Source organism: Brevibacillus fluminis, assembly GCF_052072235.1.
Lineage (GTDB): Bacteria > Bacillota > Bacilli > Brevibacillales > Brevibacillaceae > Brevibacillus_D > Brevibacillus_D fluminis_A.
On sequence record NZ_CM125436.1, the window covers coordinates 5548924 to 5563030 of the forward strand.

A 14107-nucleotide genomic window follows, 5' to 3' on the forward strand; every position below is an offset into this window, starting at 1 on the left:
TGCTTACAGATCGTATGCTTTTCCCAACAGCACTACCATTTCGGCACGGCTTGCATAAGCACCTGGTTTAAAAAAGTTACCGCTGTATCCGTTGATCAACCCGCGCAACGACAATGCTTCGATAGCGGGAGAAGCCCAGTTGCTGCTTGATACATCCCGATAGCTGGAATAGCTGTGCTGGTACAAATAGTAGCCTTTGGCGCGCGCCACCATCTGGGCCATCTCTGCCCGGGTCAGCGATTTATTCGGCTGAATGGTGCCGTTGGCGTACCCTTTCATAATTCCTAACTGGTATGCCTGCATGAGCGGCTGATACGCCCAATGGCTATGTGTCAAATCGGAGTACGGATTGCTGCGGTACACAGTTGGAACCGAGAGACCGCTTTTTTTCATCGCCTGCATGAGCATGGCCGCGAATTGCGCCCGCGTCACAGCCGCATTTGGCCGGAAGGTGTAGTCCGGAAAACCGTTCACCACTTGTTTCAGGCTCAAACGGGCGATGTCCGCCCGCGCCCAATGCGTGGTGATGTCGCGGTAACCGGCAACCATCCGCTCTTTCGTCAAAGTCAGCCGATAGGCGTCGTACTGGAACGGCACGTAGCTGTGCAGGCGAATGTAATACGTTCCCGGGTTCAGCTTCATGCTCATGATGCTTTTTCCTTGATCCGCCAGCTGGGCGACCTCGGTCTCCGAAAACTGGGCGAAGTTCAGGTTATTGGCATTGTACAGATCGAGAGTGACGCCAGACTGAACCGGAATGTTCGGTGCTTTTATCGTAACGTACGATTCATAATCGACTGTAAACTGGAACCAGTCGTAATCGTTCCTGGTTGCAAGCGTGCCTGTCATCAAGCTGCCGCTGCCAAGCTTTGTCGCCTGTCGATATGTATCATTCGGCTCATTGGTGTCTTTGCGTACCGGCGTGTAGTCGACTGTGAGGCTGTATTCCCCGTTGACCGGACTGCCCGAGTAATCATAGGTGCGGATATAGTATTTGCCTGGCGAAACGTCAAGCGAAGCTTTCACGCCCGGATTGTCACGGTCTCCCCCGACGTACTCATACATTTGGCTGCCTTCCTTGCCGATATTCAGCGCAGGGTCCATCCGTTCGTTGTCAGGTGTTAGCTCGACTTCCAGCCTGCCGTAATCGCGGGCATAGAACGAAAACCAGTCGCGGTCGCCCGGCTTGTCGTAATTCCCGATGATGGAGACGTGATTGCCTGGCGGAAGCGGCCGCGCCTGTGTCTGGTTATCGTTTGGCTCATAGCGGTCCGATCCGATGGCAAACGAGCTGGTCAGCGTATAGGTAAACGATTCGACCCCGCCGCTTCGTTCCAGTTTGACATAAACCCGCCCAGCCTTTGACGGAATCGATAACGTATCGCCATTTCCGAGGTAGTACGTCACCGGCTGCCGGTCCTCCACATAAAAGGTGGCCGCCATCGGGGTCGAGATTTTGGATGTGACGAGCGAGGTGAAGGATACCTTGCCGGAATAAGGCACATCGATATAATACCAGTCCACCGTATCTGTACTGCCGAGCTGCGCACGTATCTGCGACTCGATCGGAAACGGCTTGGCGTTCGACATGCTGTTGTTCGGTTCCAGAAAATCAAGGGAAGGTCGAACCTTCAGTGCATTCGCTACATTCAAAAGTCCGTAACCGGTCTTGCGATCCCATCCGTCCGCATCGAGATTGGTCGCCGATTGGTAAAGCAATTGCCGAACATCAAGCGGCGTCATGTACGGATATTTCGCCAAAATCAAAGCCGCTGCCCCTGCAACCTGCGGTGCGGCAGCAGAAGTTCCAGACATCGGGCCATAGCCGCCGCCCTTTACCGTCGTATACACATTCCACCCCGGTGCCATCAGATTTAACTCCGGCCCGATGTTGGATTGATAAAGCGGTTTGTTGTTGGCCTGAACGGCGCCGACAGCGATCACGGTCGGATAGGCAGCCGGATAGGTGACGCGATTGGCCTCGTTCCCCGCTGCCGAGACGATGATGACCCCATTTGCTTCCGCCCTGTTCACCGCATTTTCCAACGATTTTGAGGTGCTGATGCTGCTTAAAGAAGTGACGATGATTTTGGCACCGCGATCGATTGCAGCGTTGATTCCGCTTGCCAAAAGCTCCACTGTCCCTTGCCCTTGCCGATCGAGGATTTTGATGGGCATGACCTTCGCGTTCCACAAAACGCCGGACACGCCGATGCTATTGTTACCGCGAGCGGCCAAAATGCCTGCAACCTGCGTACCGTGGCCGTTCGTGCTGTCGTCCTCCGGCGTCTTTTGCGGACTGACCAGATTGACTCCTGGAACCAGGTTCCCCTTCAGATCCGGATGATCCGTATCGACCCCGGTATCCAATACAGCAATCGTGATCGCCGTATTCCCCGTATATTTATCCCAAGCCCCATCTACTTTGATTTGCTTCAGATGCGTCTGTTTTTGAAAATGCGGATCATTGGTAAACGTAGAGGCTTGTACAACATGTGGATGATCGAGAGTCGAGAAGAACATGCCGAAAATGGTCACGACACATATACACTTCATGGTTTTCTTCATTTTCTTGTTCTCTCCTCCCCTTGGAAAAATTCAACTTTCATGTCCTTCATCTACTTGTTATGAGGCTTCCTTTTTCATTTTCGACTTTTTTTCGTCCCATTGTTAAGCATTTGCAAATCATCTGGCCTTTGGTCTAGCATAGCAAGCACACTGCTGCAAAACAATCACAAGATGCCACAAACCGTTTCCATCATTCCCAAAATGATCCACGCGATTCTCACACAAAAGAAACCTCCAGACGTTAATCCCAACGTGGTGGAGGTTTCTGTGTGGTTACTGAATCAATCCCTTGGGTTCATCATCCAACAATTCTTTTTCCGGTTTCGCTTCAGGAATGCTGGCAGTCAAATCTTCCGGAGCAAATTCCGTCGTTTTCAAAGACTCGACAGGCACATAAAAAGCCCAAATTCGCGTGCTCATCGCATCAACGCGCAAGTTTTTCATGCCATAGTGCATGGAAGCGACTTCATTTCCCTGGCGGTCGCGGACATGAATCGGCACTTCGGTGAATTCCAAGCGTTTATCCAAACCATTGCTAAACAGGACGATGATCTTCAGACCGCCCTCTTCGCCCGGCATGATTTCCAATACGCGCAGTTTCACCTGGCCGTCTTTGACCGGATGCTCGGTCATCGCCAGCTGTTCGTACTTCTCCTGTTCATCCGCAGTCAAGCTGCTCGCCTGCTGAAGCTGCTCTGCGCTTCTTTGGCCCTTCTTCTGCCTAGGCAAAAACACGAGGGAAAGCGGCACTTCCTCTTCCGGAATGAAGTTGAATTCGCTCCAGCGAAACATGAACTCGCAAGGGCGGCTGCTCATGTCGGCGACCGGGCCAAATTGCAGCATATCAAACGTTTTCGTGGCAACGATCGTTCCGTCCATGGTAACGAGAGCCAACGGCAATTTATTCAGTAGCATTTCGCGATTGCTCGCGTTGCGAATAAAACTCAAAACCAGATAGCCTTCCTTCAAGACGTTGGTGAAAAACGGAAGGATGCCAAATTCATCGCGCACAACGGACGGCATTTCATCATGAATCAGCTGCATCAGCTCGGATTCGGCATCATCCAGATTTTGCCCCCATGGACCGACAAGCATGAGCGACAGCTCTTTTGCCGGAATGCGCGTAGCAGATTGCTCTGGATTTTCAATGCCGGAAATGCCGATATACGACTCCCGGTGCAAATGATTCTGGATCTCGTCTTTGACGTCCTCCAAGCTTTCACTGGAACCAAACCAGTTTTCCAATAACCAACTCATCTTTATTGCCCCCTCGTTCCAAAAGCGGTCAACACAAAGGAAGACCGCCAGCATTTCTCATCACTATTTATTAATCGATCAGGTGAAGATGCCATTCACGCAGATCCGCGTTCGGCTTCCGTACGATATTGGCCGGGAATACCACAATCCACGGGCGGCTGGTATGTGGCTTCACGCGGACCTTGCTCATGTCCATCGTGCCTTTTACCACAACGTCGCCGACAGCATCCGTTATATTCACCTTAAGCGTCTCCGGTGCATATTCGTGCACGGTCGCATTGCGGATCAACGCACCGATCACGATAGAGCCATCTTTTGTTTTTCCAAGGTCAAAGCCTACGATCTCAACCTGATCAGGCTCCAAGGACGGGAGGTTGTTGACCATATACTCCAGTTTATCCTTCTGACGCTCCGTCATGCGAGCTTCCATGGCAGGGTCCAGGTCCAGGTGCGTCGGCCATACATGCTTCCGGCTGCCTACATCCATCATAACCTTCCAGCGAGCGAAGGAGAAGTTGTCATCCACGAAACTTTCTTTCGGGAAAAAGACTTCCCACGGACGGCTCGTTCCGGAGGGAACCGCCCCCATATTGGTCAGATCGCACTGATGCTTGGCAAACAGACGGTCATCCAGGAAAACGGAGAGCGTCAGATTTTCAAAGCGCGCAGGATGCTCGGTCGTATTGCGGAAAAACAAAGCGACTGTAATCCCTTCCTCTTCGGGAATCAAGCTGAAGCCTGTAACGCCGACAGTCCCAACCGGCATTTTCGGCAATTCAGCCTGCAAAAAGCGCAGTGCGTATTTCTTTTCGCCATCCAGGCGCTCTTCCCATCCTGGATGAAGGGAAAGCTCGGTGTCAACCTTTTGGATTTGGGCGCTCTGCACATAACCCGGCTGCCCTTCCTGTCCTGTTCCTTTTGCATCTTCCGCCAAATCATTTTTGATTTCGTCGAGCGGGCGCAGACTTGTCTGATCCTTTTGGAACCAGTTTTTAAAGAATGAAAACATTCGTAACTCCCCTTTCTTATTGGATCAGTGAGGTCTTCCACCGTGAAAGATCCGGGTCTTGCTTCAACAAGCTCTCTTTTGGAAAAATGAAGAGCCATGGCTTGCTTGTATGCGGATTGACCGTGAAGCTGCCCAATTCAAACAACCCTTGCGCGACAATCTCTCCTGTTGCATCATGCAGCGCCAACGGGAGTTTTTCAATCGTCAGCGCTTGCTCCGAGCCGTTGCGGATCAGCAGCAATGCGCGCAACGCACCTTCATTGTCCTGACTCAACTGAACGCTCTGCACGTTCACTTCATTCGGCTGAAGCGGAGGCAAGTTGCGGGCAAGCTCGATCAGGCTATTTTTCTGCGTATCGTTCAGTGCCTTGATCCACGATTCTTCGAGTTCCAGCTGCTGTGGCAGCACCAGTTTCTTCTGTGCCAGCTCAAACGCAAGCTTCCAGTTCAGGAGCATCACGTCTTTTAACAGGAAATTCTCGCGCCGGAAAATAAAGCTCCACGGACGCGCCGAAAACGCCGGAATGTCATCCAGCTCTGCAAGGTCGAATTCCTGACGAGCGAACAGCTCGTTGTCTCCGATCAATATCAATAAATTCATCTTGCCGAGACGCACGGGCTGCGGCAAGCCATTACGCACAAATGCAGTCACTTCCACCCCTTCTTCGTGGGGATGCAAATGGATACCCGCCAAGGCAACGTGTCCGACCTGAATCGCAGGCAAGTCGTTCGCCATGAAGGACATCGCATACTTTTGCTGGGCGTTCATTTCTTTCTCCCAGGAAGGGTGCAACGATAGCGATGTATCCTGTTCGGTTTGCTCGGGAACTGCTGCCGGAACAGGCGTTTTTACACCAGCTTCGCCGGCTGGCATCACTGACTCTTCTTTGACAGTTTCTTGCGTTCCCGCTGTTTGCCCGGCATCGTTTTTACGCCAATTTTTCAAGAAGGAAAACATGTATGGTACGCTCCCGTCTGCTCATTAGTCAAGCACTATTTGACCTTCACTATAGCATATCTTAACCCCCACAAGCAAAAAAACCGGCCGCACCAATGTACGGATTTACCATCCCAAACGGCTACGAATCCTTATGCAAAAGGAAAGGCCTTACTCCGAAAAGCAAGGCCCCATACATTACTTACCTGTCATAAAGGTGACTTTCAGTTCATCATTGACCGCTCCTGCCTGGTTGCTGAAGCTGCCAGCGGGAATATACAGCGTATAGTAGCTCTTCTGTTCCAGATAAAGCTTGGGATCGACAGTAATCGTCCGTTTGGAGCTGTCCCATGTGAGCTTGGCCGGAACCGACTTGCCGTCTACGGTAAGCAGCTGTACAAGCCCTGTGAGATTGCTGCTGGTAATCGTGGAGCCGTTCGCCAGCGTCACCGCATCGCTGAACGTCACTTTGAGGTCGTCGCGAATGGACACGTTTGTTGCCAGGTTCTTCGGCGTGGTGGTGATTTTGATTGGATCTGCCGTCGCGGTCGTTTTAAAGGTAGCGATGTATCCGCCGTTTCCTTTTTTCGACTTGTTGAAGACCGAATCAGGGCCGACCGAAATCGTATAGGCGGTATTGATTCGGAGCAGCTGCGTCGGCTTGATCGTCAAGGTTCTCGTCGTGCTGTTCCACGAGTACGAGGCTGCGACGGTCCTGAAATTCTCGTCATAGACGGCGACAAGCCGCTTCAGGGTTGTTGCGGTTGGCTTTGCGCCACTTTTCAGCGTCACGTCTTCCGAGAAGACAACCTCGATTTTTTTATCCACCGGCACATTCGTATCATCGTTCATCGGCACAGACGCGATTTTTGGCAAATTGGCGTCGTATTGTGTCGAAAAGCTTGCGATATAGGCCGGAACCGGATTGTTGCTCATGTCGGTAAATGCGTTTGCCGGCAAATAAAGCGTGTACGATTCGTTTTTGGACAAACGCTTTTTGGGAACGAGCGTCATCACCAGCTCGGATGGGCTCCACTCGGCCTGGAATGCTACCGAATCGCGTCGGCTCGTTTTCAACGAAATCAAAGACTCGATGGCAGAGGCAGTAATCGGACTGCCATCCGCCAAGCGCACCGGCTTGTTGAACTGCAGATTGATGTCCGTATCAACCGGTATGTCGTAATCCCCGTTGACCGGCGCGGAAATGACCGTCGGCAGATCGGCGGCGGAAACCGTGGTGAAGAGGATACCAAACGCATTGTTCCGATTGCCTAATCCATCCATGACTTTGCCTGCATCAATCGCCACGGTATATTTTTGGCTGGTCTGCAGTTTCGACTTGCTCGTGACCGTCACCCTCAGATTGTCTGCGTCCCAGCTTGCGGTGAACGGCACGTTTACGTTTCGTTCATCACGGAATGTCAGAAGCTTGGCAATGTTGCTGTTGGAAAGCGCAGTCCCGTCCGCATAGGAGACAGGCTTGTCAAAGAAGATCAGCAGTTGGCCATCGAGCGGCACGTTGGTCTGTCCATTCGCAATGCTTGCCGAGATGATCGGCGCTCCCCACTGCACGACCGTGCGGAAGTCGCTATAGAACAAATTGTTCGGGTTGCCGCCCAGGTCGCGCAGCTCGCCAGCCGCAATCGCCAAGCGGTAGCTCGCGCCGGAGCGCAGCGGATAGGTCGGCGTAATCGCGAACTTGTTGGCGGCAGCATCCCACGTCACCTTCGTCGCCACGGCTTTGTTCAGGGAATCGTAGAGATACACGACTTTTCCCGCATTGCTGTTCGTAAGCTCTTCCCCATTCGAGCGTTTCACAGGTTCGCTCACCGTCACATAAAACGTGTCGTTGACAGCCACATTCGATGCGCCATTGAGCGGAACGGAGGTGAAGGTCGGCGGAGTCAAGTCATACTGCGTGTAAAAAATACTTGTAGAGAGCTGATTGCCCAGCCCGCTGACATCGCGCACCAGATTCGGCAGCACGGTCACGATGTAGCCTTTGTTCGGCTGCAAATAGGCGGATGGTGTCAGCGTCAACGTTTGCGTAAAAGCGTCCCAAGCAGGACGGAACGCGATCAAGCTGTTGGCGTTGATGTCCTTGATCGTGACATAATCGGTCAAAGCGGACGTCTGCAATGTCACAGGCTCCGTGAACTTGATGACCACGCTGGCATTCAGCTGGACGCCCGAGGTGCCTGTAGACGGGGTGAACACCAGATACGGCGGGAAAAAGTCAGGCGTCGTCGTAAACTGCGAGTACGCCGCTGTGTTGTAGTTGCCCGCAGCATCGCGCAGCACGCCAGCATTTACTTGCAGACGGTAAGTCTTGCTGTAGGCAAGCGGAGCCACCGGCGTAATGTACAGCTCGTTATTGACGACATCATAGGTTCTGGTCGTCGCCACCGGATAGTTGGATTCGTCGAGCAGGCTGAAAATGTTGACGCTGCCCACGTTGGCAGAATTCAGCTCGACAAACCCGTTGCCTGCCAAATACATTTTCTTGCTGAATTTCACCCGCAAGGCTGCCGTGTTGGACACGTACGTCGCACCATGTGCAGGTGTGATCGTAGCGTATGGCGGCGCATTATCTTCGACCATAAAAACAGCGGACGCTTCCGCATTCGGATTGTTATTCGCATCCACAACCACGCCTGCTTTCAATTTGAGCGTATAGCTTTGGCGATTGATCAGCGGATTGGTCGGGGTGACGGTGATCACCTGGCCGCTGTAGCTGGCGGTAAACGCGCCGCCATTAAAATCGATCAGGCTCGCCGCGTTGGCGCTTGTAATCGGCTGTTTGCTGCCTGCCAGAAACACCGGCTTGGTGAAGGTGACGGTCGGCTGAATTAAAGGCGAGACGCCTGTCGCGTTGTGGGTGGGATAAAACGTTGCGCCAGGCTGCGTATCGACCGTAAACGTGCCTGTGAATGCTTTATTGAAACGATAGTTGGCATCTCTGATCTTTTTCTCTTGCACGGTGACGTCATACTTGGCACCGTAAGTAAGCGCTGCGTTCGGCTTCAGTGTGATTTTGGCATTTCCGTCCCAAGTGGCCGTGTAGGTAATGCCTGTTTGATCCCCTTGCTTTTTAATCGAAGCAATTGGGGTAAAGTTGGTGGTTACATCCGTGCCTGTTATTACATCCGGCTTGTTTTCCCAATATTTCAACGGCTTGTCGAAATTGAGCACGATGCTGTCGCCTGGTTGGACCGTCGTTCCTGCTTGCGGACTGGTGATGGTCATTTGGCGTTGTTCGATCGTCACGGTAAACGTGGATGAGACTTCCGGCGTGGCGCCTTTTACCGTGATCACGTATTTGACTGCTGTGCCATCGGCTTTTCCTTTGAGGGTAAACTTGCTACCATCATTCACGACATCCTGATCCGTACTTCCCGTCAATTCAGCCGGATCGTCAGGCTGGGCATCCGGTGCGGCTACCGAATACTTATAGCCCAAACCTGCTGTTGCGGGCGTAATCGTGATCTGCACGTCATCGGTTGCCTTCCCGCCATCGGCAATCGTGCCTGTCCCCGAGATCGCGGAAAACGTCACCTGCGCATTATTCACTTGTGTCTGCACCTGCGGCTGCGATTTCACCCGTGGCTTTCGCGGCTTAGGCTGCACAACAGCAGGTTCGTCAGCAGCAGGTTTGGTGATCGTCAATTCAAAGGTGCTTTTCAACTCGCCATTTGCTTTGTCCGTTGCGGTAATCACATAGGCGTGTGGCAAGCCATCCGCTTTTCCCGCCAGTTTTACGGTGACAGGCTCATCGGAGCTACCCTCAGAGGACTCATCCGCAGTATCGGCTTGCACCGTATACTGAAAAGAAGCGGTATGGGAAATCGTGACTTCGACATCGGTATCTGCCGTATCACCGGTCTTGTACTCTTTCTGATTCGCGTCTGTCACGCGTATGATTGGAGCCAAAGCCTGCTGCGGCTCCTCTGTATGTGCGGCCGGTTGTTCGGTTGGCTGCTCTGCATTCGCGGCTGGCTGCTCCAGCGTCGTCTCGACGGACTGGGCAAAACCTGCTGTCGGCAGCGCCATGCCAACGACAAGAGCGACGATCAGCAAGTATCTCATCGTGCGTAAATACAAAAAGCTCCTCTCCCTTCTCTCATTCGATTGCATAATTCCTAAAATTACTAATTGAATCACACTACCAATTTACCATATTTCGGATAAGCCATCACATACTTCCGTACGAAAAAAATAAACGCCCCGTCCCTTTGCCGAGCTGCAACCAGGGAGAGGCCTATCGTCCGCTTTATGTTCCAAGCGCAAGTTTCTCTTCTTCACTTTTCGTTCGTATCTGCAAAATTTCCTCCGGCGCGATTTCCGTGCAGCGAATGATAGCGGGTATCGAAATTTTCGCCTTGAGCAGTTCGAGTACAATCTGCTCCTTCTGATAATTGAAGTAATCGGCATAGACCGGATCGTTTTCCAACCGCTTGCCTTTTTCAGCCAACCACGCTTTCACCTTGTTCTCCCGCTCCTGAATGTCCAGAATCGCAGCTCTTCGTGTCGCGAGGAAATCCTTTTCCCCTTTCTCCCGGTTCCATTTGCGCGCTTTTTCAAGCTGCAGGAACCATTCGATGCTTTCGCGCACAGTTTTTCCTTTTTGCTGCGCCCACTCCAGAATGTCTCTCTTTTGTTTCCCCATCACTTCTATCGTTTCAGGCGAATCTTCAAACCACCACAAGCAATCATCCCATGAATCCGGGTCAAAGGCACGCATAGCCTGTCCTCCTAACTGTCTCTGTTCCGTTCAAGGTCCAAGATTTCCACGATCCGGTTACGATGTTTCGTTGCCTTCCGCGCGTTTGTCATGATGTCGCCGAGTCGATTTTCCGGAATATGATAGCGCCGGCAAAACTCGCGCTGGTCCATCTGCAATTCTGCCAGCCTCTTTTTAATGGCCCAACCCAACTCAGAAATGGGCCGCTTTCTCACCATAAATTCACCTCCGCTCACATGTCTTGCGTAGCCAAGCCTTTAGAGAAACTGATATAATTTCATTGGGAAGCTACTTCCCATATTTTTCATATTACTGATTATTTTCAGTTTCGTCAATTGTTATTACTGATTATTTTCTATGAACATTATTCATATTCCTTTGTTTTTCAGTCTGTTTTTGTGAGGTGTAGGTTCATGAGTTCCATCGGAGATCGAATACGTGCATTGCGGCAGGAGCGGGATATTTCCATGAATGAGCTGGAAGATCAGATCGGCGCCTCGCGCGGCAGTGTGAACAAATGGGAAAAAGGCAGCGTGCCGGGAGGGAATTCACTGATCGCGCTGTCGACATTTTTCGGCGTTTCTACTGACTGGATTCTGAAAGGGCAAGAAGATTTGACGTTGGCGGCCGGGACCGATCCCGCTTCTTTTTTGGTCCGCGAACGGGAATCTACTGCCCATCCTGTGGTACATTCCGCTGAATCTGCCGCTCTGGCCGCTTCGCTTGCCAGCAAAGCGAGCGCACTTCCGCCTGAAAAAGTCGAGCTGTTACACGATATTGCGGATGAGCTGCTCAAGCTGCATGTGCTGGAGTCGCAGAGCAAACCGGCTCGGGGGCAGGGCAAGAAAAAAGAGAAAGCTTAGTCACTATCCGTTCAAAGTAAAAACTCCCGTTGCTTATCCAAGAAAAGCAGCGGGAGTTTTTCGCTCATTTGATCGTGTAAGTATACGTATCGGTTTTGCCGGTTTTATCGACTGCCTTAATGGTTACGCTAGTCGCGTTTTTGGCAATAACCTCGATGTAAAAGGCTTTGTTCTCCGGGATCACTTCTTTCACGCGATCCCCGATGGTCACTTCTACCGATGTCACGTTATCCGCAGCCAGTTTGCCCGAGACCGTGTAAGCGTAGCGCGTCATGAATTTGGCTTTGGTTACCTTGAGCGACGAGCGGTCGATCAGGTCTGCGTTTGCGGCAAGGGAGACAGACAACGTTTCCGTATCGCCGTTTTTGGCAGTCGCTTCGATGGAGATCGATGTCGGCTTCGTGCCCTTGAGCGTGATGTCCTTGCTGAGAGAAAACGATTTGCTGCTGCTTTTGAACGTGGCCTTGTACGATTTGTCGCTGACTTTTACATAGATTTTGCTGATGTCAGCGGTTTTCGCTACCCCAGACACTTTCAGTTTATACGTATCGGCTTTGGAGGTTGACTGAAGCTCCGCGGTGATGGTTGTTTTGTCGAGAAGCACAGCGTTGGCTGCAAAGGCAGGCAAGATGCCAACCAGCATGACAGCCAGCATGGTGAAGATGAATAAAGCCGTTTTGGCAGGTTTGTGAAGCAAGGACATTCTATCAACTCCAAATATTTGGTAATTAGCAGTTTTTATTATAGGGGATGGGCGGGGATTTGGGAAGGTGGAGAGCGCACCGGATTGATAAACCGGATCTGGTTAAAGGTGTCGCACTTCGTACTACAATCCATCGTACAAAAAAAACCTGCTTCCGTTCGGTGGACGCAGGGCTACCTATTATTGCAATCTTTTGCACCTCATCAACACCGCTTTGCCCCTCGTGTAGCGTCATTTGTGACAGATGCGTCTCTTTTTCGGTACTGATGCTGTATGTGTAACATGGAGGTAATGTTAGTGCGGTTGCTGTTTCAGTTTTTCGATTTCTTCTACAGAAAGTCCCGTCAATTCAACGATCAAGGAAATATCCATTTCTTTAGCAATCATTTTTCTAGCCACTTCTGCTTTACCTTCTTCCTTTGCCCCCTCAATCATGCTTACTTCATCCTTCAACGCCTTTTCCCGCATTTCGTACAACCTGCGAGCCTCGGCATCCTGGCTCAAAAACTCCAGCACGTTAACCGCCTTACGAATCGTCGGTTCGCTCATCGCCAATTCCTCCAGTTTCGTTTCGCTATCGGCTTTCAGGAACAACAACCATTTTACCTGCAGGTCACTGGTTGCGATTCAAATTGAACCTCAGTTTAGTGAAGTTGCTGTTTCAGTTTATTGATTTCTTCTTGTGGCAGCTTGGTCAGCTTGGCAACACGTTCAGGGCTGTCACCTTCCGCAAGCATCTCTCTGGCGATTTCCAGAGCCTTTTGCCGCTCGCCTTCTGTTCGACCTTCCGCCCGGCCTTCTGCTCGCCCCTCTGCCCGACCTTCCGCCTTAGCTCCTTCAATCATGTTGAGTTCATCCTTGAGCGCCTTCTCCCGCATCTCATACAGTCTGCGGGCTTCGGCATCCTGGCTCAAAAACTCCAGCACATTGACAGCTTTACGTATCGTCGGTTCGCTCATCGCCAATTCCTCCAGTTTCGTCTCGCTTTCGGCTTTCAGGAACAACAACCATTTTACCTGCAGGTCACTGGTTGTGATTCCAAACTAAACCTCAGTTTAGTGAAGTTGCTGTTTCAGTTTATTTATTTCTTCTTGTGGCAGCTTGGTCAGCTTGGCAACACGCTCAGGACTGTCACCTTCTGCAAGCATCTCTCTGGCGATTTCCAGAGCTTTTTGCCGCTCGCCTTCTGTTCGCCCCTCTGCCCGACCTTCCGCCTTAGCTCCTTCAATCATGTTCAGTTCATCCTTGAGCGCCTTCTCTCGCATTTCATACAGCCTGCGGGCTTCGGCATCCTGGCTCAAAAACTCCAGCACATTGACAGCTTTACGTATCGTCGGTTCACTCATCGCTAGTTCCTCCAGTTTCGTTTCGCTATCGGCTTTCAGGAACAACAACCATTTTACCTGTAGGTCACTGGTTTCCTGATGCTCGAATCCAAGCTTCGGCAGCTCAAGAAAATGAATTTCCAGATTGTCAGTCAAGACAAAGTTCTCTGTATCTTCCCTCAGACGAAAAACACTGTGATAGCTCTTGGATGACAGGTAGGAGAAATCCATAATGCTGATCGTGATCGTCTTTTTGAGGTTCCGGTACGGTTCACCTTCTGAAAGTTGCCCTTCGAACATCTTCGCCCAGTAGTACAGCGAGCGTTTCTCTATGTCGTACTTGTTGTGCAGCTGTACTTCGATATTGATCTGTTCGCCTGTTTTCGTTTTCGCCCTTACATCGAGGATGGATGCTTTGTCTCCCACCTGATCTGCATTGATGTGCGGGTCAACCAGCATGATCTCCTTTAGCTGATTTCCTTCCTCTGGCTTTAACGTCGCGTTGAGGAAAGACAACAACAGATCCTTGTTTTCCTCGGTACCAAAAATCCGTTTGAACACGAAATCGACAATTGGATTCATCCGCTTGTTCACGCCATCACTCTCCCTTACCCGTTCGTTGTCTGTATTTCCATTATACCAAAGGAATGTTGTTCAGACACTTTCCACGCGAACCTTCTTTCAGGCTTACTCCAGTAAATAAT

The 14107-nt window shown here is 51.3% G+C and carries 12 protein-coding genes; 1 reads left to right on the top strand and 11 read right to left on the bottom strand.

The genetic code is table 11. The annotated features are described in order from the left end of the window. Positions 1-3 precede the first annotated feature (3 nt). From ACTID9_RS27105 to ACTID9_RS27135, 7 genes are all read right to left on the bottom strand, one after another. Positions 4-2568, bottom strand: a complete 2565-nt coding sequence (locus ACTID9_RS27105; RefSeq protein WP_441068518.1) for a S8 family peptidase — start codon at positions 2566-2568, stop codon at positions 4-6. Between the two features lie 273 nt (positions 2569-2841). Beyond that, positions 2842-3825 (bottom strand): SLAP domain-containing protein, encoded by a 984-nt coding sequence (locus ACTID9_RS27110; RefSeq protein ID WP_441068520.1) that lies wholly within the window; start codon positions 3823-3825, stop codon positions 2842-2844. Positions 3826-3895: 70 nt separating this feature from the next. Further along, on the bottom strand, positions 3896-4834 hold the full coding sequence (locus ACTID9_RS27115; RefSeq protein WP_441068522.1) for an SLAP domain-containing protein: 939 nt from the start codon (positions 4832-4834) through the stop codon (positions 3896-3898). A gap of 16 nt (positions 4835-4850) precedes the next feature. Further along, a complete protein-coding gene (locus ACTID9_RS27120) occupies positions 4851-5792 on the bottom strand; it encodes an accessory Sec system S-layer assembly protein (RefSeq protein WP_441068523.1) in 942 nt (313 codons plus the stop codon). Between the two features lie 177 nt (positions 5793-5969). Continuing rightward, positions 5970-9872, bottom strand: coding sequence for an Ig-like domain-containing protein (locus ACTID9_RS27125; RefSeq protein ID WP_441068525.1), 3903 nt, complete (start codon positions 9870-9872; stop codon positions 5970-5972). Between the two features lie 169 nt (positions 9873-10041). Then, positions 10042-10512 (bottom strand): hypothetical protein, encoded by a 471-nt coding sequence (locus ACTID9_RS27130; RefSeq protein ID WP_441068527.1) that lies wholly within the window; start codon positions 10510-10512, stop codon positions 10042-10044. A gap of 11 nt (positions 10513-10523) precedes the next feature. Further along, on the bottom strand, positions 10524-10730 hold the full coding sequence (locus ACTID9_RS27135) for an XRE family transcriptional regulator (protein ID WP_441068529.1): 207 nt from the start codon (positions 10728-10730) through the stop codon (positions 10524-10526). Between the two features lie 195 nt (positions 10731-10925). Between ACTID9_RS27135 and ACTID9_RS27140 the strand changes: the two genes are divergently transcribed. Then, positions 10926-11375: a helix-turn-helix domain-containing protein gene (locus tag ACTID9_RS27140; protein WP_441068531.1), complete on the top strand. Its 450-nt coding sequence runs from the start codon at positions 10926-10928 to the stop codon at positions 11373-11375. 64 nt (positions 11376-11439) lie between these two features. On the opposite strand, the gene ACTID9_RS27145 is transcribed toward ACTID9_RS27140, so the two are convergent. From ACTID9_RS27145 to ACTID9_RS27160, 4 genes are all read right to left on the bottom strand, one after another. Continuing rightward, positions 11440-12078 (bottom strand): hypothetical protein, encoded by a 639-nt coding sequence (locus tag ACTID9_RS27145; protein WP_441068533.1) that lies wholly within the window; start codon positions 12076-12078, stop codon positions 11440-11442. Between the two features lie 294 nt (positions 12079-12372). Further along, positions 12373-12705, bottom strand: coding sequence for an Rpn family recombination-promoting nuclease/putative transposase (locus ACTID9_RS27150; RefSeq protein WP_441072743.1), 333 nt, complete (start codon positions 12703-12705; stop codon positions 12373-12375). Positions 12706-12722: 17 nt separating this feature from the next. Then, on the bottom strand, positions 12723-13115 hold the full coding sequence (locus ACTID9_RS27155; RefSeq protein ID WP_441072744.1) for an Rpn family recombination-promoting nuclease/putative transposase: 393 nt from the start codon (positions 13113-13115) through the stop codon (positions 12723-12725). 18 nt (positions 13116-13133) lie between these two features. Further along, on the bottom strand, positions 13134-13997 hold the full coding sequence (locus tag ACTID9_RS27160; RefSeq protein ID WP_441068535.1) for an Rpn family recombination-promoting nuclease/putative transposase: 864 nt from the start codon (positions 13995-13997) through the stop codon (positions 13134-13136). Positions 13998-14107: the final 110 nt, after the last annotated feature.

Bases quoted from the DNA above. Each gene is read 5' to 3' on its own strand.
- ACTID9_RS27145 (WP_441068533.1), bottom strand. From the start codon at position 12,078: ATGTCCTTGCTTCACAAACCTGCCAAAACGGCTTTATTCATCTTCACC.
- ACTID9_RS27120 (WP_441068523.1), bottom strand. From the start codon at position 5,792: ATGTTTTCCTTCTTGAAAAATTGGCGTAAAAACGATGCCGGGCAAACA.
- ACTID9_RS27135 (WP_441068529.1), bottom strand. From the start codon at position 10,730: ATGGTGAGAAAGCGGCCCATTTCTGAGTTGGGTTGGGCCATTAAAAAG.
- ACTID9_RS27140 (WP_441068531.1), top strand. From the start codon at position 10,926: ATGAGTTCCATCGGAGATCGAATACGTGCATTGCGGCAGGAGCGGGAT.
- ACTID9_RS27105 (WP_441068518.1), bottom strand. From the start codon at position 2,568: ATGAAGAAAACCATGAAGTGTATATGTGTCGTGACCATTTTCGGCATG.
- ACTID9_RS27115 (WP_441068522.1), bottom strand. From the start codon at position 4,834: ATGTTTTCATTCTTTAAAAACTGGTTCCAAAAGGATCAGACAAGTCTG.
- ACTID9_RS27110 (WP_441068520.1), bottom strand. From the start codon at position 3,825: ATGAGTTGGTTATTGGAAAACTGGTTTGGTTCCAGTGAAAGCTTGGAG.
- ACTID9_RS27130 (WP_441068527.1), bottom strand. From the start codon at position 10,512: ATGCGTGCCTTTGACCCGGATTCATGGGATGATTGCTTGTGGTGGTTT.